Here is a 20,550-nt window from a genome sequence, read left to right as displayed (position 1 = left end):
CGGTTTATATCTTGCCCAGTAATAGCAGGACCAACAGCACCACCAACACTACACCAATGATGCCGGACGGACCGTAACCCCAACTTCTGGAGTGCGGGAAGACCGGAAGACCACCGATCAGCAGGAGGATCAGGATGATGATAAGTATTGTGCCCATTGTAGATTTCCTTATTGGTCAGTTTTGGAGTGTTGTAACTTCCAACTACCAGCACGCATGTGTTAAATCCGGGCGGCTTATTAAGTCCGACCGTTACGTCTGGTAAAAAATTCAAAGTTTTTATAGCGGCTACGGTTTGCCCTCGCCATTCAGCAATCTGATGGAGCGTGGGTCCGGCAGGCGCCTTCGCTACACTCGGCCTATCTCTCCCGGAACAAGGCTGTTTGCTATGCAAAATCGCATGATGATCACTGGTGCCGGCTCCGGCCTGGGTCGCGAAATCGCGCTGCGCTGGGCCCGTGAAGGCTGGCGCCTGGCCTTATCGGATGTCAGCGAACCAGGCCTTGTGGAAACCCTCAAACTCGTGCGCGCGGCGGGTGGCGACGGCTTCATCCAGCGCTGCGATGTGCGCGACTACAGCCAATTGACGGCGTTCGCCCAGGCTTGCGAAGAGAAGCTCGGCGGCATCGATATCATCGTCAACAATGCCGGCGTCGCCTCGGGTGGGTTCTTCAGCGAACTCTCCCTGGAGGATTGGGACTGGCAGATCGCGATCAACCTGATGGGCGTGGTCAAGGGCTGCAAGGCGTTCCTGCCACTGCTGGAAAAAAGCCGCGGCAAGATCATCAACATCGCTTCCATGGCCGCCCTGATGCAGGGGCCAGCCATGAGCAACTACAACGTGGCCAAGGCCGGTGTGGTGGCGTTGTCGGAAAGCCTGTTGGTTGAACTGGCGCAGCAGGAGGTCGGCGTACACGTGGTGTGCCCATCGTTCTTCCAGACCAATCTGCTGGACTCCTTCCGCGGTCCGACCCCGGCCATGAAGGCCCAGGTTGGCAAATTGCTGGAAAGCTCGCCGATCAGCGCCGCCGACATTGCCGACTACATCTACCAGCAAGTCGCCCAGGGTCAGTTCATGATCCTGCCCCATGAACAGGGACGCATGGCGTGGGCCCTCAAGCAGAAGAACCCACAGTTGCTGTACGACGAAATGACCGTCATGGCCGACAAGATGCGCGCCAAGGCTCGGCAGAACCTGAATTGACCTGGCTGCCCGATGTCCTCAGGATGGCGCCATTCGGCCTTCCTGATGGACATCTGCATGCTCAATTACTTATGGTTTTTTCTCGCCGCGCTGTTTGAAATCGCCGGTTGCTACGCCTTCTGGATGTGGCTGCGCCAAGGCAAGAGCGCCTGGTGGATCGCCCCGGCGCTGCTCAGCCTGACCTTGTTCGCCCTGTTGCTGACTCGCATCGAAGCGACGTACGCCGGCCGTGCCTACGCCGCCTATGGCGGCATCTATATCGTTGCCTCGATTGGCTGGCTGGCCGTGGTGGAACGGGTCCGGCCACTGGGTTCCGACTGGATTGGCGTGGCGCTCTGCGTGCTGGGGGCGAGCGTGATTTTATTTGGCCCGCGGTTCTCGGCCTCCTGAAATAACCTACGGTCCAGCAGGGTTTTGCAGGAAGTTTCCTTCAGTCGCAAGAACTTTGCTTGTAGGGCCTTACTGAATTCTCGCCGGTGTCTTGAGAACGGAAAGCAGGCCGGGCATGGTCAGGGTCCAGACATTCTTAAGGACAAGAACCATGCTCGTATTAAGCCGCGCTGTGGGTGAGTTGATTTCCATCGGTGACGATATTTCCGTCCGTGTGCTGTCGGTCAGCGGCACCACCGTGCGTTTTGGCGTGGAAGCGCCACGGCACGTCGATGTCCATCGCTCCGAAATCTACGAAAAGATCCAGAGGAAAAAGGCCCACGCCGCCCGCAAGGCGTGTTCAGTCGAATAGGTGCTTGGGCACGTCGTGCTTGAGCATCAGCTGGCACTGTTCGCTTTCGGGGTCGAAGACGATCAACGCTTGGCCTTTGGTCAGCGCTTGCCTGACCCGTAGAACCCGCGTTTCCAGGGGGGTGTCGTCACCGTTGTCGGTGCCGTCGCGGGTCACGAAATCCTCGATCAGGCGAGTGAGTGTGTCGACTTCGAGTTGGTCGTGGGGGATGAGCATGGGGTACCTCGGCTAGACAATGAGGCGATGCTACGGCCAATGGGCTTTTGCGGCTAGCCTTGGGTTTTGTGGGGGCTGTTCTGGCCTCATCGCGAGCAAGCTCGCTCCCACAGGGGAATGCATTTCAAGTGTGGGAGCGAGCTTGCTCGCGATGGCAATAGCCCAGACAGTGAATGTTGGATCAGCTATCCGACCGCTGTCCCACCAGGCTATCCACCGATGGCACCCGGGTATCGCTTTCCATCTGTGCATCATGCTCGATCTGGTGACTGAAGCGGTCCAGCGAGCCTTGGGCCGGTTGTGCGTCGCTGGCGAACACCGGTGGGCTGAGAATGTAGGCGCCGAGCAGACGGCTGAGGGCGGCCAGGCTGTCGATGTGGGTGCGTTCGTAGCCATGGGTGGCGTCGCAGCCGAAGGCGAGCAGGGCGGTACGGCTATCGTGGCCGGCGGTGATGGCCGAATGAGCATCGCTGAAGTAATAGCGGAACAGGTCACGGCGGGCCGATATGTCGTTCTCCTTGGCCAGTTTCAGCAGGTGCCGCGACAGGTGATAGTCGTAGGGGCCTCCGGAGTCCTGCATCGCCACGCTGACCGAATGTTCGCTCGAGTGCTGGCCGGGGGCGACGGGCGCGATGTCGATGCCGACGAATTCGCTGACGTCCCAGGGCAGCGCGGCTGCGGCGCCGCTGCCGGTTTCCTCGGTGATGGTGAACAGTGGGTGACAATCGATCAGCAGTTCTTCACCGCTGTCCACAATTGCCTTGAGCGCCGCCAGCAGCGCCGCGACCCCGGCCTTGTCGTCCAGGTGCCGGGCGCTGATGTGGCCGCTTTCGGTGAATTCCGGCAGGGGATCGAAGGCCACATAATCGCCGATGCCCACCCCCAGGGTTTCGCAGTCGGCGCGGGTGGCGCAATAGGCATCCAGGCGCAATTCGATGTGGTCCCAACTGATGGGCATTTCATCCACGGCGGTGTTGAACGCGTGCCCGGACGCCATCAATGGCAGCACGCTGCCGCGAATCACGCCGGTGTCGGTGAACAGGCTGACCCGGCTACCTTCGGCAAACCGGCTGGACCAGCAACCTACCGGGGCCAGGGTCAGGCGACCGTTGTCCTTGATGGCCCGCACCGAGGCACCGATGGTATCCAGGTGCGCCGAGACGGCCCGGTCGGGGCTGCTCTTGCGGCCCTTGAGCGTGGCGCGGATCGTGCCGCGACGGGTCATTTCGAACGCGATACCCAGCTCCTCGAGCCGCTCGGCGACGTAGCGCACGATAGTGTCGGTAAAGCCGGTGGGGCTGGGAATGGCGAGCATTTCCAGCAGGACCTTTTGCAGGTATTCGAGATCCGGTTCGGGAATTTTACTGATCATGGAAACTCCTGATGGGTTGAGCGCATCGATGGTTTCGATGAGTGAGTCCGACTGTTGGATAAGGGGGCTTGCACTGGCCTTATCGCGAGCAAGCTCGCTCCCACAGAGTTTCCGCAGTGAACACAGAATGTATAAACACCAAAAATTCCATGTGGGAGCGAGCTTGCTCGCGATGGGGACTGTTCAGGCACCACATTTCTGCTAGGCCACCGTCTGGCTATGAGGAAACAACAAGTCCACAAAGCGCTCGGCGGTGGGCTGGGGTTCGTGGTTGGCCAGGCCGGCGCGTTCGTTGGCTTCGATGAACACATACTCGGGTTGATCGGCCGCCGGCACCAGCAGGTCGAGGCCGACCATGGGAATGTCCAACGCCCGGGCGGCGCGCACCGCCGCATCGACGAGGGTCGAATGCAGGATGGCGGTGACATCCTCCAGCACGCCGCCGGTATGCAGGTTCGCCGTACGCCGGACGAACAGGTGTTCCCCGGCCGGCAGCACGCTGTCGTAGTCGAACCCCGCCGCGTTGAGTGTGCGCAGGGTCTCGGCATCCATCGGGATCTTGCTTTCACCGCCTGTGGCGGCCTGCCGTCGGCGGCTTTGGGCTTCGATCAGCGCGCCGATGGTGTGCCGGCCGTCACCGATCACCTCCGCCGGACGCCGGATCGCCGCCGCCACCACTTCAAAGCCGATCACCAGGATGCGCAGGTCCAGCCCTTCGTGGAAGCTTTCCAGTAACACCTGGCTATCGAACTGCCGAGCCGTCTCGATGGCGCTCTGCACTTCCTCGATGGTGCGCAGATCCACCGCCACACCTTGGCCCTGTTCCCCGTCCAGCGGCTTGACCACCACCCGTTCGTGCTCATCGAGGAACGCCAGGTTGTCATCGGCGTTGCCCGCCAACTGCTGGGCCGGCAGGTTAAGGCCGGCGCTTTTCAGTACCTTGTGGGTCAGGCTTTTGTTCTGGCACAAGGTCATGCTGATGGCGCTGGTCAAGTCGCTCAGGGATTCTCGGCAGCGCACCCGGCGGCTCCCGTGGATGAGGGTGAACAAGCCGGCCTCGGCATCGTCCACCTGCACTTCGATGCCGCGACGGTGGGCTTCCTCGACGATGATCCGTGCATAGGGGTTGAATTGCGCCTCGGGGCCCGGCCCGAGAAACAACGGCTGGTTGATGCCGTTCTTGCGCTTGATGGCGAAGGTCGGCAGGTTGCGAAAACCGAGCTTGGCGTAGAGGTTTTTCGCCTGGCGATTATCATGCAGCACCGACAGGTCGAGGTAGCTCAAACCCCGGCTCATGAAATGCTCGATGAGATGGCGCACCAGTACTTCGCCAACACCAGGGCGTGAACATTGCGGGTCTACGGCCAGGCACCAGAGGCTGCTGCCGTTTTCCGGGTCGTTGAAGGCCTTCTGATGATTCAGGCCCATGACGCTGCCGATCACCGTGCCGGTGTCGTCGTCTTCGGCCAGCCAGTAGACCGGGCCGCCCTCGTGACGCGGGGTCAGTCGCAGCGGGTCGATGGGCAACATGCCCCGGGCCTGGTAGAGCTGGTTGATGGCCTGCCAGTCGGCCTCGCTCTGGGCCCGGCGAATCCGGAAACCGCGAAACACCCGGGTGGACTGGCGATAGTCGCTGAACCACAGGCGCAAGGTGTCGGATGGATCGAGGAACAGTTGCGCCGGCTCCAATCCCAGCACTTGCTGGGGCGCGGCCACGTACAAGGCAATGTCGCGTTCGCCGGGTTGTTCGTTGAGCAGTTCCCGGGCCAGGCTCGCCGGGTCCGGGAAGGTGTGGCCGATCAGCAGTCGACCCCAGCCACAATGCACCGCGATCGGGTCGGCGCCCAATTCGCTGCCGTCTTCGGCCAGGCGTGCCTGCAGGCGTTCGTAAGAAGGCGCCTGGCCGCGCAAGAGGCGTTGGTTGTGAACGGTTGCGTGAGGTTTCATCGATCAGATTCCTTGCTCGCTGAGCCACAGGTTCAGCGCCGCCAGTTGCCATAGCCGCGAACCACGCAACGGCGTGAGCTGGCCGTTGGGGTCGGTGAGCAGGCGGTCGAGCATGGCCGGGTCGAACAGGCCGCGATCCTGGCTCGGATCCAGCAGCAGTTCGCGGACCCAGGCCAGGGTGTGGCCTTCCAGATGCTTGAGGCCTGGCACTGGGAAATAACCTTTCTTGCGGTCGATCACCTCGCTGGGGATCACCCGTCGGGCGGCTTCCTTGAGTACCTGCTTGCCACCATCGGGCAACTTGAACTTTGCCGGGACCCGGGCCGAAAGCTCCACCAAGCGGTAGTCCAGGAACGGCGTGCGCGCTTCCAGGCCCCAGGCCATGGTCATGTTGTCGACGCGCTTGACCGGGTCGTCCACCAGCATCACGGTGCTGTCCAGGCGCAGGGCCTTGTCCACCGCGGCATCGGCCCCAGGTTGGGCGAAATGTTCCTTGACGAAGTCACCGGCCGCGTCATTGGCCGTCAGCCAGTTGGGCTGCACGGTGGCGGCATATTCTTCGTAGCTGCGGTCGAAGAACGCAGCGCGATAGGCGGCGTACGGATCGCTGGCGCCATCGACCTGCGGGTACCAGTGGTAACCGGCGAACAGCTCGTCGGCGCCCTGGCCGCTTTGTACGACTTTGCAATGCTTGGCCACTTCCCGCGACAGCAGGTAGAAGGCGATGCAGTCGTGGCTGACCATCGGCTCGCTCATGGCGCGGAACGCCGCGGGCAGTTGCTCGATGATCTCTTTTTCGTCGATGCGCAGTTGGTGGTGGCGGGTGCCGTAGTGCTTGGCGATGAGGTCCGAATATTGGAATTCGTCACCGCGCTCGCCGCCGGCATCCTGGAAACCGATGGAGAACGTGGACAGGTCTTCCACGCCCACTTCCCGCAACAGACCCACCAACATGCTTGAGTCGACGCCCCCGGACAGCAGCACGCCGACATCCACGGCGGCACGCTGGCGAATGGCGACGGCTTCACGGGTGCTGTCGAGCACGCGGTCGGTCCAGTCTTCCAGGTTCAGGTGCTGTTCGTCGGCCCGAGGGCCGTAGGGCAGGGTCCACCAGGTTTTCTGCTCGGTGGTGCCGTCGGCTTCGATGCGCATCCAAGTAGCGGGCGGCAGTTTTTCAACACCGGCCAGCAAGGTACGGGGCGCCGGGACCACGGCGTGGAAATTCAGGTAATGGTTGAGGGCCACCGGGTCGAGCATGGGGTTGATGTCGCCGCCCTTGAGCAGGGCCGGCAATGCCGAGGCGAAACGTAGCCGCTGGCCGGTGCGCGACAGGTACAGCGGCTTGACGCCGAGGCGGTCGCGGGCGATGAACAGCCGCTTGGCATCGCGCTCCCAGATGGCGAACGCGAACATGCCGTTGAGCTTGGGCAGCAGCGCTTCGCCCCAGGCGTGGTAGCCCTTGAGCAGCACTTCGGTGTCGCCACCGGAATAGAAGGTGTAGCCCAGGGTTTCGAGCTCGGTGCGCAGTTCCGGGTAGTTGTAGATCGCGCCGTTGAAGGCCAGGGACAGGCCCAGTTGATTGTCGATCATCGGCTGGGCCGAGCCGTCCGACAGGTCCATGATTTTCAGGCGCCGATGGCCCAGAGCAATCGGCCCCTGGCTATGAAAACCCCACGCGTCAGGGCCACGAGGGGCCAGGTGATGGGTGATTCGCTCCACGGCCGCAAGGTCCGCAGGTTGTTGATCGAAACGTAACTCTCCAGCTAATCCGCACATAAGTCCTTACCGGTTTTTCCGTTGGGGAGGGGTCAAGCAGCACCTGCCAAAAGGGCAGGTACCCTGAAACTGACCGGAGGGATTGCTGTGAGTTTTAGATCGATGCGTTATAAGCCGGCGGGCGGGGTTGGGTTGAATGTCGCGTGATCCTTGTGGGAGCGAGCTTGCTCGCGATAGCGGAGGATCAGTTGACCTCTGAGTTGACTGACCCAACGCTATCGCGAGCAAGCTCGCTCCCACAAGGGTTGTGACATGTCTTAAGAAGTCGGTGCTAAGCCTTGCCCCGAATCAAGGCCCGCAACGCGAACCGGTTCGGGTGGCAGGCCTCGGCCACGCTGCGGGGCAGTGGCAGGGGGTCGTTGTCCAGCCAGGCGGCGATCAGTTCGCCCGACAGGGGCGCGGTGATCAGGCCTCGGGAACCGTGGCCGCTGTTGATGTACAGGCCCTCGAGCCACGGGCAAGGGACGTCCGGTACTTGGCGGGCATCTTTGCCCAGGGCCGCATAGGCGTCGGTAAAGGCTTGGCGGTCGGCCAACGGTCCGACAATCGGCAGGTAATCCGGGCTGGTGCAACGAAACGCCACGCGGCCTTCGAGGTGCTCCGGGTCCAAGGTAGCGGCGTTCAAGCGCTGCACCAGGTCTTGGGAGATTTCTTCGAGCATGCGCAGGTTGCCGGCGTGCTCGGCGGCGGTGGGGGTCAGGTCGTCGCTGTTGAAGTCGAAACTGGCGCCCAGGGTATGTTCACCCTGCCGCGGCGGCGCCACATAACCTTCGGCGCAGACCACCGTCGCCAGGCTCTGGCTGCGGCGGGTTTGCGGCAGACGGGTGATCTGCCCGCGAATGCGCTTGAGCGGCAAGTCGGCAGCCGGTTCGAAGCGTTTGATCTCGGCAGCACTGGCGAGGATCACCACCGGCGCACTGGCCAGGCAGCGTTCGCGGTCCCATGCCTGCCATTGGCCATCGACGCGGCGCAAGTGCAGCACGTCATGATGGGGTTGCACATCGATCGCCGGTCCCGAGGCTTGCCAGCGACACAACGCTGGCGGATGCACCCAGCCGCCCTCGGGATAAAACAAGCCTCCACAGGCCAGGCCGATACCGGATCGGGCCTGGGCCTCGGACTGATCCAGAGTGCGCAGTAGATCCGTTGGGAACGCCTCGGCCAGTTGTGCCTGGCGTTCGGCTTCCTTGCTGTTGAAGGCCAACTGCAAAACGCCGCAGGCATCCCAGTCAACGCCGCGTTGCAGTTGCTCCAGCACGCGTCGGGTGTAGCCGAAGCCGCTGAGGATCATCTGCGACAATGCGGTGCCGTGGGCCGACAACTTGAGGTACAGCACGCCCTGGGGGTTGCCGGAGGCCTCCTCGGCCAACCCGGCATGACGCTCCAGCAGCGTCACCTGCCAACCACGTGCGGCCAGGCTCGCCGCGCTGGCACAACCGGCCAGGCCGCCCCCGATCACCAGGGCCCGGCGCTCGCCGGTGGGGGGCACGGGGCGGGCGTACCAGGGTTTTGCCGGGGATGGCGCCGCCGTCTGCTCCGGCCAGCCAAGAAACACGCCCCGCAGGATTTCCCACTTATGGCCGATGCCCGGCGTGCGCTTCATCTTGAAGCCCGCCGCGTTCAGCAAACGCCGGACCCAGCCGGTGCTGGTGAAGGTGCTGAGGGTGGCGCCGGGTGCGGCCAGCCGGGCCAGTTCGGCGAACAGCTCGGCGGTCCACATCTCGGGGTTCCGGGCCGGTGCGAAACCGTCCAGGAACCAGGCGTCGATCTGCCCGTCCAGTTGCGGCAACTGCTCCAGGGCATCGCCGATCAACAGGGTCAGCGTCACCCGCCCATTGGCCAGGACCAGGCGCTGGAACCCCTGATGGATCGCCACGTATTGCCCAAGCAGTTGCTCGGCCTGGAGGGCGAGCTGCGGCCAGAGGGCCAGGGCCCGGCACAGGTCCTGCGGAGTCAATGGATATTTCTCGACGCTGACGAAATGCAGCCGCGCCCCGGCCGGCGCGCATTGTTCGAACAACTGCCAGGCGCAGAGGAAATTCAAGCCGGTGCCAAAGCCGGTTTCGCCGATCACCAGGCGCCCGTCGGCGGGCAGCGTGGCAAAGCGCTCGGCCAGGTTGTTCTGTTCGAGGAACACGTAACGGGTTTCTTCCAGCCCGGACTGATCGGAGAAATACACGTCGTCGAACACCCGCGAACGCGGGCGACCCTGGTCGTCCCAGTCGAGTTGGGCGTGTTGCTGTACAGGCGTCATGGCAGGCTCGGTCGAAACTGAGCGGCCATTCTAGCCGATCGACTACCGATTGCTCCTGTGCATACGCATCCGTAGGAGCTGACGAGTGCAACGAGGCTGCGATCTTTCGCTTGAGACTCAATTGACTGGGACAAGGTCGCAGCCTCGTTGCACTCGACAGCTCCTACACAGCTCCTACACGGGCCGCATCCAATCCGCTAGTCTTGCCCCAATCCCTGGAAGGAGCTGTCCATGTTCGAATCCGCTGAAATCGGTCACATCATCGATAAAGACACCTTTGAGGCCGAGGTGCCGGCCCTGCGTGAAGCACTGCTGGAAGCGCAGTTCGAGTTGCAGCAGCAGGGTCGTTTTCCGGTCATCGTGTTGATCAACGGCATCGAAGGCGCGGGCAAGGGCGAGACGGTGAAGTTGCTCAATGAATGGATGGACCCGCGGCTGATCGAAGTGCGCACCTTCGACCAACAGACCGACGAAGAACTGGCGCGACCTCCCGCGTGGCGTTATTGGCGGATGCTGCCGGCCAAGGGGCGCATGGGGATTTTCTTCGGCAACTGGTACAGCCAGATGCTGCAAGGCCGGGTCCATGGCGAGTTCAAGGACCCACGGCTCGACCAGGCGATCGCCGGGGCCGAGCGCCTGGAAAAAATGCTCTGCGATGAGGGCGCGCTGATCTTCAAGTTCTGGTTCCACCTGTCCAAGAAGCAGATGAAGGCCCGCCTCAAGGGGCTCAAGGATGACCCGCTGCACAGTTGGCGCATCAGCCCGCTGGATTGGCAGCAATCCCAGACCTATGACAAGTTCGTCAAATACGGCGAGCGTGTGCTGCGCCGCACCAGTCGCGATTACGCACCGTGGCATGTGATCGAAGGGGTGGACAGCTGTTATCGCAGCCTCACCGTCGGGCGGATCCTGCTCGACGGCTTGCGCCAGGCCCTGGACCGGCCGAAGATCAAGCCGCAAAAGGTCAGCGTGGCGCCGCTGCCCGAGTTGGATGGCCAGATCACGTTGCTCGACAGCCTGGACATGACCCGGCGCCTGGACAAGGCCGACTACGAAGAACAACTGATCACCGAGCAGGCGCGCTTCGCCGGGCTGCTGCGGGACAAACGCATGCGCCAGCATGCCTTGGTGGCGGTGTTCGAAGGCAATGACGCGGCGGGCAAGGGCGGGGCGATCCGGCGGGTCACGGCGGCCCTGGACCCGCGCCAATACAACATCGTGCCCATCGCCGCGCCCACGGAAGAAGAGCGCGCCCATCCCTACATGTGGCGGTTCTGGCGGCATATTCCCGCACGCGGCAAGTTCACCATGTTCGACCGCTCCTGGTACGGCCGGGTGTTGGTGGAGCGGGTCGAAGGGTTTTGCAGCCAGGCCGACTGGCTGCGGGCCTACGGGGAGATCAACGACTTCGAGGAACAGCTCGCCGATGCCGGTGTGGTGGTGGTCAAGTTCTGGCTGGCGATCGACAAGGAAACCCAGCTGGAACGTTTCCAAGAGCGCGAGGACATCCCGTTCAAACGCTTCAAGATCACCGAGGATGACTGGCGCAACCGCGACAAGTGGGATGACTACCGCGCCGCGGTGTGCGACATGGTCGACCGCACCAGCACCGAGATTGCACCCTGGACCTTGGTGGAGGCCAACGACAAGCGCTGGGCGCGGGTCAAGGTGTTGCGCACCCTCAACCAGGCGCTGGAGGCGGCTTTCGAGCGCAGTGCGAAACAGGCTCGCAAGAAGAAGCGCTAGGGCGATGGGCGCGCATACGCGAGGTGAATGATTGTCGCGGTAGGTTATCCGGTGGATCTATGCTCGATCCACTCTCAACCGACTACAACAATGAGGTGCAGCCATGCGTGAAGTGGTGATCGTCGACAGCGTACGGACCGGCCTGGCCAAGTCCTTTCGTGGCAAGTTCAACATGACCCGTCCGGATGACATGGCGGCCCATTGCGTCAATGCCTTGCTGGCGCGCAACGACATCAACCCGGCCAGTGTCGAGGACTGTATCGTCGGGGCCGGGTCCAATGAAGGTGCCCAGGGCTACAATATCGGGCGCAACGTGGCGGTGCTCTCGCAATTGGGCATCGGCACGGCCGGCATGACCCTCAACCGCTTCTGTTCTTCGGGCCTGCAAGCCATTGCCATCGCCGCCAACCAGATCGCTTCCGGTTGCAGCGACATCATCGTGGCCGGCGGGGTGGAGTCCATCAGCCTGACGATGAAAAGCGTCAACACCGACAACCTGATCAACCCGCTGCTCAAGGAGCAGGTGCCCGGGATTTATTTTCCCATGGGCGAGACCGCCGAAATCGTCGCCCGACGCTACCAGGTCAGCCGCGAGGAGCAGGATCGCTACGCCTTGCAGAGCCAGCAACGCACCGCCAAGGCCCAGGCGGCCGGGTTGTTCGATGACGAAATCATCCCGATGGCGGTCAAGTACCGGGTCGAGGACAAGAACACGGGTGCCGTGCAGATCCTCGATGGCGTGGTCGATCGTGATGACTGCAACCGTCCCGACACCACCTATGAAAGCCTCGCGGGCCTGAAGCCGGTGTTTGCCGAAGACGGCTCGGTGACGGCGGGCAACTCCTCGCAGTTGTCCGATGGGGCTTCGATGACCTTGGTGATGAGCCTGGAAAAAGCCCAGGCCCTGGGGCTCAAGCCCAAGGCGTTTTTCCGTGGCTTTACGGTGGCCGGTTGCGAGCCGGACGAAATGGGTATCGGCCCGGTGTTTTCGGTGCCCAAGCTGCTCAAGGCCAAGGGCTTGCGGATCGCCGATATCGACCTGTGGGAACTCAACGAGGCGTTTGCATCCCAGTGCCTGTACAGCCGCGACCGGCTGGAAATCGATCCGCAGAAATACAACGTCAATGGCGGTTCGATCTCCATCGGCCATCCATTCGGCATGACCGGTTCGCGGCAGGTGGGGCATCTGGTGCGTGAGCTGCAACGGCGCAACCTGCGTTACGGCATCGTGACCATGTGCGTGGGCGGCGGGATGGGGGCTACGGGGTTGTTCGAGGCGGTGGGATAAGCATGGCACAGCGCTTTTGTGGCGACTGGACTGCGTAGGAGCTGTCGAGTGCAACGAGGCTGCGATCTTTCCCCGGACGCTTGAATCTCAAGTAAAAGAGCAAAAGATCGCAGGCTTCGCCAGCTCCTACAGAGCCCAGTGGGAGCAAGAGCGCGGTGCGCTAGCTGGCGACCTGCGTCAGTTGCAGCATTCGCTGTACATACGCCTCTACCTCCCGCAACGCATCCTCGCGACTGGCGAACGGCCCTTCCTGGGTGCCTTCCCGGGTGTTGAAGTAAAATTCGCCGTTTATCCGGCAAATCCGATCACTGGGAAAGACCATCGCAGGGGCGAGGTCCTGGGCGCGTTTGCCGAGCATGAGGGGCTCCAAAAGAGGCGGCGGATCAGGTTGAGTGAAGTTTAGGGGCTGGCGTTGGCGGCTGCTTGGCGAGCCGATAGGCGGCCATGTGCCATATCCGTACCCGGTTCAATTAATCCACAACTGTTCCTGTGTTGCTGGGCGATAGATGCCTAGAATGGGCGTTCTTTGTCCTGGGCTTCGAGGGTTGCATGCACATATCGTCCGGTCGCTGGGTCTACGGCTTGTTCCTTGCCCTGTTGACTGCCCTGCTCTGGGGAATCCTGCCGATCAAGCTCAAGCAAGTGCTGCAAGTGATGGACCCGGTCACCGTGACCTGGTTTCGCTTGCTGGTGTCCGGCGGTTTGCTGTTCATCTATCTGGCGGCCACCCGGCGCCTGCCCAGTCGCAAGGTGCTCGGCCCTCGCGGCGGCTGGCTGGTGGCGATGGCGGTGCTCGGGCTGGTGGGCAACTACGTGCTGTACCTGATGGGCCTGAATCGCTTGAGCCCCGGCACCGCGCAACTGGTGGTGCAGATGGGGCCGATCATGTTGCTGGTCGCCAGCCTGTTCGTGTTCAAGGAGCGGTTCAGCGTGGGGCAGGGCATCGGCCTGCTGGTGCTGCTGATCGGTTTCACGCTGTTTTTCAACCAGCGCCTGGGCGAGCTGCTGACGTCCCTGAGCGACTACACCGCCGGGGTGCTGATGGTGTTGCTGGCGTCGACGGTCTGGACGTTCTATGCCCTGGGCCAGAAGCAATTGTTGACGGTGTGGAACTCGTTGCAGGTGATGATGGTGATCTACCTGTTCTGCGCGTTGCTGCTCACACCCTGGGTGCATCCGTTGGAGGCGCTGCAATTGAGCCCGTTGCAAGGTTGGTTGTTGCTCGCTTGCTGCCTCAACACACTGATTGCCTATGGCGCGTTTGCCGAAGCCCTGGCCCATTGGGAAGCGTCGCGGGTCAGCGCGACCCTGGCGATCACGCCGCTGGTGACCTTCGCCGCGGTGGCGATGGCGGCCTGGTGGTGGCCTGATTATGTCCATGCCGAGCAGATCAATCTGTTGGGCTATGGCGGGGCGGTGCTGGTGGTCCTGGGGTCGGCGCTGGTTGCCCTGGGGCCCTCGCTGATCGCCGGGCTCAGGGCCCGGCGCGAGCGCTTGGCTGTCGGGCGTTAGCCCCCTGTGGGAGCGAGCCTGCTCGCGATAACGGCTTGTGAGGCAACAGTGATGTCGAGCCTGCCGGCCTCATCGCGAGCAAGCTCGCTCCCACAGTGGATCTTCAGTGGATGTCCTATCGCGGTCCACGCTGTCCCTGTGGGAGCGAGCTTGCTCGCGATAGCGCACTATCGATCAAGGCAAAACTCAGCCCTGGCTACCCGCTTCCAGCATATTCTCCGGCCTCACCCAGGCATCGAACTCTTCATCGGTCAGGTACCCCAGCTGCAACGCCGCCTCGCGCAAGGTCAGCCCTTCACCGTAGGCTTTCTTGGCGATTTCCGCTGACTTGTCGTAGCCGATGTGCGGGTTCAGCGCGGTCACCAGCATCAACCCACGTTCCAAGTGCGCGGCCATCTGTTCGGCGTCCGGCTCGAGCCCGGCGATGCAGTGCTGCTGGAAGTTGCTGCAGCCATCGGCCAACAGGCGAATCGATTGCAGCAGGTTGTGAATGATCACCGGTTTGAACACGTTCAACTGCAAATGCCCCTGGCTGGCGGCAAAACCGATGGTCACGTCGTTGCCCATGACCTGGCAGGCTAGCATCGACAAGGCTTCGCACTGGGTCGGGTTGACCTTGCCGGGCATGATGGAACTGCCCGGTTCGTTGGCCGGCAACTTCACCTCGGCGAACCCGGCCCGTGGCCCGGAGCCCAGCAGGCGCAGGTCGTTGGCGATTTTCATCAGGGTCACGGCGAGGGTTTTCAGCGCGCCGGACAACGAGGTCAGGGGTTCATGGCCGGCCAACGCGGCAAACTTGTTGGGTGCGGTGACGAACGGCAGGCCCGACAGCGCCGCCAGTTCAGCGGCAATCGCTTCGCCGAACCCATGGGGTGAATTGAGCCCGGTGCCCACTGCCGTGCCGCCCTGGGCCAGTTCGCAGACCGCCGGTAGCGCGGCGCGAATCGCCCGTTCGGCGTAATCGAGCTGGGCAATGAACGCCGACAGCTCCTGGCCAAAGGTGATCGGCGTGGCATCCATCATGTGGGTACGGCCGGTCTTGACCAGCTTCATGTGGCGCGCGGCCAGCTCCGCGAGACCGCCGGACAGCTCGCCGATGGCCGGCAACAATTGCTGATGCACGGCCTGGGCGGCGGCGATGTGCATCGCGGTGGGGAAGCAGTCGTTGGAGCTCTGCGAACGGTTGACATGGTCGTTGGGGTGCACCGGGCTCTTGCCGCCGCGGGGGTTGCCGGCCAGTTCGTTGGCGCGTCCGGCGATCACTTCGTTGACGTTCATGTTGCTCTGGGTCCCGCTGCCGGTCTGCCAGACCACTAGTGGGAACTGATCGTCGTGCTGGCCGGCCAACACTTCGTCGGCGGCCTGTTCGATCAGGCGGGCGATGTCGGCAGGCAGGTCGCCATTGCGATCATTGACTCGTGCGGCGGCCTTCTTGATCAGCGCCAGGGCGTGCAACACCGACAGCGGCATGCGTTCGTTGCCAATGGCGAAGTTGATCATGGAACGCTGCGTCTGCGCGCCCCAGTAGGCGTCGTCCGGGACTTCAACCTGGCCAAGGCTGTCGGTTTCGATACGGCTCATCGGGTCAAACTCCTTAAGGGCTGAATGCGCAGTTTAGGCCCAGATGGGCGGCTCCGGTTCCCTCAATCATCCCTCAATCCAGCAACGGTGGCTTCGGCCCGTCAATCGGACCCGACAACCGTCGGGGTTGAGCCCCGGCGTTTTTTAGGCGCAGAATGGTCGCCCTTGGGGTTTTACCTCGCCTGTAATGAAAGGAAACTCGATGACCCGTCTTCGTGCCATCTGTACCGCAGTTGCTCTGGTGTGTGCCAGCGGCCCTGTTTTCGCCGATACCGCCAGCCACAACGCCAGCGCCGAAGCGTTCCTGACCCTGGCGCACGCTGACAAACTGGGCACTCCGGTGTACATGCAAGTGCAGCAGATGTTCGCCCAGCGCTTTGAACAGACCAAGGCCCCTGAGTCGAAAAAAGCCACCCTGGAAACCTACCAGGCCAAGGCCAATGCCGCGCTGGACCAAGCCATCGGCTGGAACAAGCTCAAGCCGGACATGGTCAAGCTCTACACCAGCAACTTCAACGAATCGGAGCTCAAGGACCTGGTCGCCTTCTACCAGTCGCCACTGGGCAAGAAAGTCCTGGAAAAAATGCCACAGTTGACCCAGCAATCGGCCCAACTGACCCAGGCCAAGCTGGAAAGCGCGGTGCCGGTGGTCAACAAGCTGCTGGCCGACATGACGGCCGAACTCGAGCCAAAAGCCGCTCCAGCCAAGAAAAAGCCGTAAGCGGAGCCCGGTATGAGCATGCAACAACGCATCGAATCAACGCTCGGGCTGTTGCAGCCCGAGCATTTGCAAGTGCTGGATGAAAGCCACATGCACAGCCGTGGCCTGCAGACCCACTTCAAGGCCGTGGTGGTCAGCCAGCAGTTCGAAGGGCTCAATCGCGTCAAGCGTCACCAGAAGGTCTATGGCACGCTGGGCGAGCTGATGGGCGAATTCCATGCGTTGGCGCTGCACACCTACACACCCGAGGAATGGGCCCGGATCGACGCGGCCCCGGCTTCGCCGACCTGTGCCGGTGGTAGCAAGCACTGATCGATAGGGCTTGCTCCCATTGGGGCTGTAGGAGCTGTCGAGTGCAACGAGGCTGCGATCTTTCTCCTTGCACTTGAATCTCAAGCGAAAGATTAAAAGATCGCAGGCTTCGCCAGCTCCTACAGAGCAGCCGGCGGTAAGCTCCCTCGCCACGATAAGCGCTTCGCTCCACTTGCCTGCAGGGCACTTCGCTCCTAAAGCCATATTGTTTTTGCTAGAATCCGCAACGCGCCGCTCACCCGGCGCGTTTTTTTTCGTATCCGGTTCACCCTTTACGAGGGTAGCCACCTGGAGAAACACCCATGACACAACCCATTGTCGTGGCGGCACTGTATAAGTTCGTCACCCTGGAAGATTACGTCGAGCTGCGTGAGCCCTTGCTCAAGGCCATGCTCGACAACGGCATCAAAGGTACGTTGCTGATCGCCGAGGAAGGCATCAACGGCACGGTCTCCGGCACCCGCGAAGGCATCGACGGCCTGCTGGCCTGGCTCAAGAACGATCCGCGCATGATCGACATCGACCATAAAGAGTCGTATTGCGATGAGCAGCCGTTCTACCGCACCAAGGTCAAGCTCAAGAAAGAAATCGTCACCCTTGGCGTCGAAGGCGTGGACCCGAACAAGCAAGTCGGCACCTACGTCGAACCGCGGGACTGGAATGCGCTGATCAGCGATCCGGAAGTGCTGCTGATCGACACTCGCAACGATTATGAAGTGTCCATCGGCACCTTCGAAGGCGCCATCGACCCCAAGACCACCAGCTTTCGCGAGTTCCCCGAGTACATCAAGGCCCACTTCGACCCGACCAGGCACAAGAAAGTCGCGATGTTCTGCACCGGTGGCATTCGCTGTGAAAAAGCCTCCAGCTACATGCTCGGCCAGGGATTCGACGAGGTCTATCACCTCAAGGGCGGCATCCTGAAATACCTCGAGGAGGTCCCTCAGGAAGAAACCAAGTGGCGCGGCGACTGCTTCGTGTTCGATAACCGCGTGACCGTTCGCCACGACCTCAGCGAAGGGGACTACGATCAATGTCATGCTTGTCGTACTCCGGTGAGCGTGGAAGACCGCGCTTCGGAGCACTATGTGCCTGGCATCAGTTGCCCGCATTGCTGGGATAAGCTGAGCGAGAAAACCCGTCGCAGCGCCATCGACCGGCAGAAACAGATCGAGTTGGCCAAGGCGCGCAACATGCCGCACCCGATCGGCTACAACTACAAGCAAACATCTTCCGAGGCTTGAGCCATGACGTCACGCCTGCTCTATGTGATGGACCCGATGTGTTCCTGGTGCTGGGGCTTTGCGCCGGTGGCCGAGGCGTTGGTCGAGCAGGCGCACGCCGCAGGTGTGGAGTTGCACCTGGTGGTGGGCGGTTTGCGCACCGGCAGCGGTTCGGCGCTGGAGCCGACCACCCGGCGCTACATTCTCGAGCACTGGCAGGCCGTGACCCAGGCCACTGGCCAGCCCTTCAAGTTTGAAGGCGCGTTGCCGGATGGTTTCGTCTACGACACCGAGCCCGCCTGCCGGGCAGTGGTGACGGCCCGCAGCCTGGCCCCGGACCTGGCCTGGACGCTGGTGAAGCTGATCCAACAGGCCTTTTATGTACAAGGCCGTGACGTCACCCACGCCAGCGTCCTGGTGGAACTGGCCGAGCAGGCGGGGTTGCCACGCATCGAATTCGCCGCGGCCTTCGACCGCGCCGACCAGCACGCGGCCACCGCGGCGGATTTCACCTGGGTCCAGGATTTGGGCATTGCCGGGTTTCCCACGCTACTGGCCGAGCGTGACGGCCAGTTGGCCTTGCTGACCAACGGTTACCAGCCCCTGAGCCAGTTGTCGCCCTTGCTTGGCCGCTGGCTGGAGCGCGCGACCTGTGCCTGAGCGGCTGTCAGCCCCATCGACCTCGCAGCGCATCGACCGGTTGAGCTGGGCGGAGATCCGTCGCCTGGCCCTCAAACATAAAAAAGCCCTGTGGATCGCCAACGGCGTGGCCGTGCTGGCGACGCTGTGCAGCGTGCCGATTCCGTTGCTGTTGCCGCTGCTGGTGGACGAGGTCCTGCTGGGCCACGGCGATGCGGCCCTGAAAGTCATGAACCATGCCTTACCCACGGCCTGGCAGAGCGCAGCCGGCTACATCGGGCTGATGTTGCTGGCGACCCTGACCCTGCGCTGTGGCGCCTTGCTGTTCAACGTGGTGCAGGCGCGCCTGTTCGCCAGGCTGGCCAAGGACATTGTCTATCGCATTCGCATCCGCTTGATCGAACGCCTCAAGCGAATCTCCCTGGGCGAGTACGAAAGCCTGGGCAGCGGCACCGTGGCGGCCCACCTGGTCACCGACCTGGACACCCTCGACAAATTCATCGGCGAGACCCTCAGCCGTTTCCTGGTGGCGATGCTGACCCTGGTGGGCACCGCCGGGATCCTGGTGTGGATGCACTGGAAGCTGGCGCTGCTGATCCTGCTGTTCAACCCGCTGGTGATCTACGCCACGGTGCAACTGGGCAAGCGGGTCAAACACCTCAAGAAGCTGGAGAACGACAGCACCTCGCGCTTCACCCAGGCCTTGACCGAAACCCTGGATGCCATCCAGGAAGTGCGCGCCGGCAACCGCCAGGGTTATTTCCTTGGCCGATTGGGGATGCGTGCCAAGGAGGTCCGCGATTACGCCGTGAATTCGCAGTGGAAAACCGATGCCTCGAACCGCGCCAGTGGTTTGCTGTTCCAGTTCGGCATCGATATTTTTCGCGCGGCGGCCATGCTCACCGTGGTGTTTTCCGACCTGTCCATCGGCCAGATGCTGGCGGTGTTCAGCTACCTCTGGTTCATGATCGGCCCGGTCGAGCAACTGTTGAACCTGCAATACGCCTATTACGCGGCCGGCGGCGCCTTGAACCGGATCAACGAACTGCTGGCCCGGGCCGACGAGCCCCAGTACACGGGGGGCGTCGATCCGTTCAAGGGCCGTGACACCGTGGGCATCGAAATCCAGGGGTTGAGTTTCGGTTACGGCGAGGAGCTGGTGCTCGACCAGTTGAACCTGTCCATTTCGCCGGGCGAGAAAGTCGCCATCGTCGGGGCCAGTGGCGGCGGCAAGAGCACCTTGGTGCAGTTGCTGCTGGGGCTGTACACGCCACAGTCGGGCAGCATTCGTTTTGGCGGCGCCACGCAGCAGGAGATCGGCCTGGAAACCATTCGGGAGAATGTCGCAGTGGTGTTGCAACATCCGGCGCTGTTCAACGACACGGTACGGGCCAACCTTGCCATGGGGCGTGAATGCAGCGACGACGACTGCTGGCGGGCATTGGAAATCGCCCAGCTCGACGCCACGGTACGGGCGTTGCCCCAGGGCCTGGAAAGCGTGGTAGGGCGTTCCGGGGTTCGGCTGTCGGGCGGACAGCGCCAACGGCTGGCCATCGCCCGCATGGTACTGGCCGACCCGCGGGTGGTGATTCTCGACGAAGCCACCTCGGCATTGGACGCGGCCACCGAGTACAACCTTCACCAGGCGCTGGCGCGTTTTTTGAGCGCGCGCACCACGTTGATCATCGCCCACCGGCTTTCGGCGGTGAAGCAGGCCGATCGGGTATTGGTGTTCGACGGTGGGCAAGTCGCCGAAGACGGCGACCATTTGCAGTTGATTGCCGACGGGGGTCTCTACGCTCGACTCTACGGTCATTTGCAACAGATACAACAGCCTTGAGTTTCCCGCCGTTTTCTGTGCTTAGTATCGGAAAAAACAGGCAAACACGCCGATTCTTCCAAATTCCACGCAAAGATCTCTTCATCCATCCATTCTATGGGGCGAAAACTAGCCTAGGCTGTTGAGTCAGGAGCGGAATTCTGGCGGGTGTTCGTCCGGCAGTACCTGTGCAAGGGACC

General features: G+C 62.4%; 19 protein-coding genes. 11 read left to right on the top strand and 8 right to left on the bottom strand.

Going from position 1 to position 20,550, the window contains the following annotated elements:
- Positions 1-4 precede the first annotated feature (4 nt).
- Positions 5-157: a DUF3309 family protein gene (locus BLU85_RS04025; protein ID WP_003183939.1), complete on the bottom strand. Its 153-nt coding sequence runs from the start codon at positions 155-157 to the stop codon at positions 5-7.
- Between the two features lie 229 nt (positions 158-386).
- Between BLU85_RS04025 and BLU85_RS04020 the strand changes: the two genes are divergently transcribed.
- The 3 genes from BLU85_RS04020 to csrA all read left to right on the top strand — a co-directional run bounded on the left by BLU85_RS04020 (position 387) and on the right by csrA (position 1,944).
- Complete coding sequence (locus tag BLU85_RS04020) at positions 387-1,202, top strand: SDR family oxidoreductase (protein WP_092197741.1); 816 nt, start codon at positions 387-389, stop codon at positions 1,200-1,202.
- 57 nt (positions 1,203-1,259) lie between these two features.
- Positions 1,260-1,592, top strand: coding sequence for a YnfA family protein (locus tag BLU85_RS04015; protein ID WP_092197797.1), 333 nt, complete (start codon positions 1,260-1,262; stop codon positions 1,590-1,592).
- A 151-nt stretch (positions 1,593-1,743) separates the two neighbouring features.
- Entirely contained in the window at positions 1,744-1,944 is a 201-nt protein-coding gene (csrA, locus tag BLU85_RS04010) for a carbon storage regulator CsrA (protein ID WP_060738615.1), read from the top strand.
- Here the strand turns inward: csrA and BLU85_RS04005 are convergent.
- The 5 genes from BLU85_RS04005 to mnmC form a co-directional block, all read right to left on the bottom strand.
- Positions 1,933-2,160: a YheU family protein gene (locus BLU85_RS04005; protein WP_003199186.1), complete on the bottom strand. Its 228-nt coding sequence runs from the start codon at positions 2,158-2,160 to the stop codon at positions 1,933-1,935. The genes csrA and BLU85_RS04005 overlap by 12 nt on opposite strands.
- Positions 2,161-2,341: 181 nt before the next feature.
- Positions 2,342-3,532: an osmoprotectant NAGGN system M42 family peptidase gene (locus tag BLU85_RS04000; protein ID WP_092197739.1), complete on the bottom strand. Its 1,191-nt coding sequence runs from the start codon at positions 3,530-3,532 to the stop codon at positions 2,342-2,344.
- A gap of 201 nt (positions 3,533-3,733) precedes the next feature.
- Positions 3,734-5,479, bottom strand: a complete 1,746-nt coding sequence (gene ngg / locus BLU85_RS03995) for an N-acetylglutaminylglutamine synthetase (RefSeq protein ID WP_092197737.1) — start codon at positions 5,477-5,479, stop codon at positions 3,734-3,736.
- Positions 5,480-5,482: 3 nt separating this feature from the next.
- A complete protein-coding gene (locus BLU85_RS03990) occupies positions 5,483-7,255 on the bottom strand; it encodes an N-acetylglutaminylglutamine amidotransferase (RefSeq protein WP_092197735.1) in 1,773 nt (590 codons plus the stop codon).
- Positions 7,256-7,526: 271 nt separating this feature from the next.
- Positions 7,527-9,509: a bifunctional tRNA (5-methylaminomethyl-2-thiouridine)(34)-methyltransferase MnmC2/FAD-dependent 5-carboxymethylaminomethyl-2-thiouridine(34) oxidoreductase MnmC1 gene (gene mnmC / locus BLU85_RS03985; RefSeq protein WP_092197733.1), complete on the bottom strand. Its 1,983-nt coding sequence runs from the start codon at positions 9,507-9,509 to the stop codon at positions 7,527-7,529.
- Positions 9,510-9,740: 231 nt separating this feature from the next.
- Between mnmC and pap the strand changes: the two genes are divergently transcribed.
- A complete protein-coding gene (gene pap, locus BLU85_RS03980; RefSeq protein ID WP_092197731.1) occupies positions 9,741-11,255 on the top strand; it encodes a polyphosphate:AMP phosphotransferase in 1,515 nt (504 codons plus the stop codon).
- 103 nt (positions 11,256-11,358) lie between these two features.
- Positions 11,359-12,543, top strand: coding sequence for a thiolase family protein (locus BLU85_RS03975; RefSeq protein WP_092197729.1), 1,185 nt, complete (start codon positions 11,359-11,361; stop codon positions 12,541-12,543).
- Positions 12,544-12,703: 160 nt separating this feature from the next.
- Here the strand turns inward: BLU85_RS03975 and BLU85_RS03970 are convergent, their stop codons facing one another.
- Complete coding sequence (locus tag BLU85_RS03970; RefSeq protein WP_060738608.1) at positions 12,704-12,901, bottom strand: DUF6316 family protein; 198 nt, start codon at positions 12,899-12,901, stop codon at positions 12,704-12,706.
- Positions 12,902-13,092: 191 nt separating this feature from the next.
- On the opposite strand from BLU85_RS03970, the gene BLU85_RS03965 reads away from it, so the two are divergent.
- Positions 13,093-14,055, top strand: coding sequence for a DMT family transporter (locus BLU85_RS03965; RefSeq protein ID WP_041475797.1), 963 nt, complete (start codon positions 13,093-13,095; stop codon positions 14,053-14,055).
- A gap of 186 nt (positions 14,056-14,241) precedes the next feature.
- Here the strand turns inward: BLU85_RS03965 and BLU85_RS03960 are convergent, their stop codons facing one another.
- Positions 14,242-15,636, bottom strand: a complete 1,395-nt coding sequence (locus BLU85_RS03960) for a class II fumarate hydratase (RefSeq protein ID WP_092167491.1) — start codon at positions 15,634-15,636, stop codon at positions 14,242-14,244.
- Positions 15,637-15,838: 202 nt separating this feature from the next.
- Between BLU85_RS03960 and BLU85_RS03955 the strand changes: the two genes are divergently transcribed.
- The 5 genes from BLU85_RS03955 to BLU85_RS03935 all read left to right on the top strand — a co-directional run bounded on the left by BLU85_RS03955 (position 15,839) and on the right by BLU85_RS03935 (position 20,371).
- Entirely contained in the window at positions 15,839-16,357 is a 519-nt protein-coding gene (locus BLU85_RS03955) for a DUF2059 domain-containing protein (protein ID WP_060738605.1), read from the top strand.
- 12 nt (positions 16,358-16,369) lie between these two features.
- Positions 16,370-16,669 carry a BolA family protein gene (locus tag BLU85_RS03950; RefSeq protein ID WP_060738604.1) on the top strand — a complete coding sequence of 100 codons (300 nt, stop codon included), beginning with the start codon at positions 16,370-16,372 and terminating at the stop codon, positions 16,667-16,669.
- A gap of 302 nt (positions 16,670-16,971) precedes the next feature.
- Positions 16,972-17,913: an oxygen-dependent tRNA uridine(34) hydroxylase TrhO gene (locus BLU85_RS03945; protein ID WP_092197727.1), complete on the top strand. Its 942-nt coding sequence runs from the start codon at positions 16,972-16,974 to the stop codon at positions 17,911-17,913.
- 36 nt (positions 17,914-17,949) lie between these two features.
- Positions 17,950-18,552, top strand: coding sequence for a DsbA family protein (locus BLU85_RS03940; protein WP_170847552.1), 603 nt, complete (start codon positions 17,950-17,952; stop codon positions 18,550-18,552).
- A gap of 4 nt (positions 18,553-18,556) precedes the next feature.
- The gene (locus BLU85_RS03935) at positions 18,557-20,371 is read left to right on the top strand and encodes an ABC transporter ATP-binding protein (RefSeq protein ID WP_371128520.1); all 1,815 of its coding nucleotides are present in this window, start codon (positions 18,557-18,559) and stop codon (positions 20,369-20,371) included.
- The last annotated feature ends 179 nt before the right edge of the window (positions 20,372-20,550 follow it).

Source organism: Pseudomonas sp. NFACC14, assembly GCF_900106885.1.
Taxonomy (GTDB): domain Bacteria; phylum Pseudomonadota; class Gammaproteobacteria; order Pseudomonadales; family Pseudomonadaceae; genus Aquipseudomonas; species Aquipseudomonas fluorescens_AA.
Note: the sequence above shows the minus strand (reverse complement) of the source record. Positions and strands in the feature narration are given on the sequence as shown.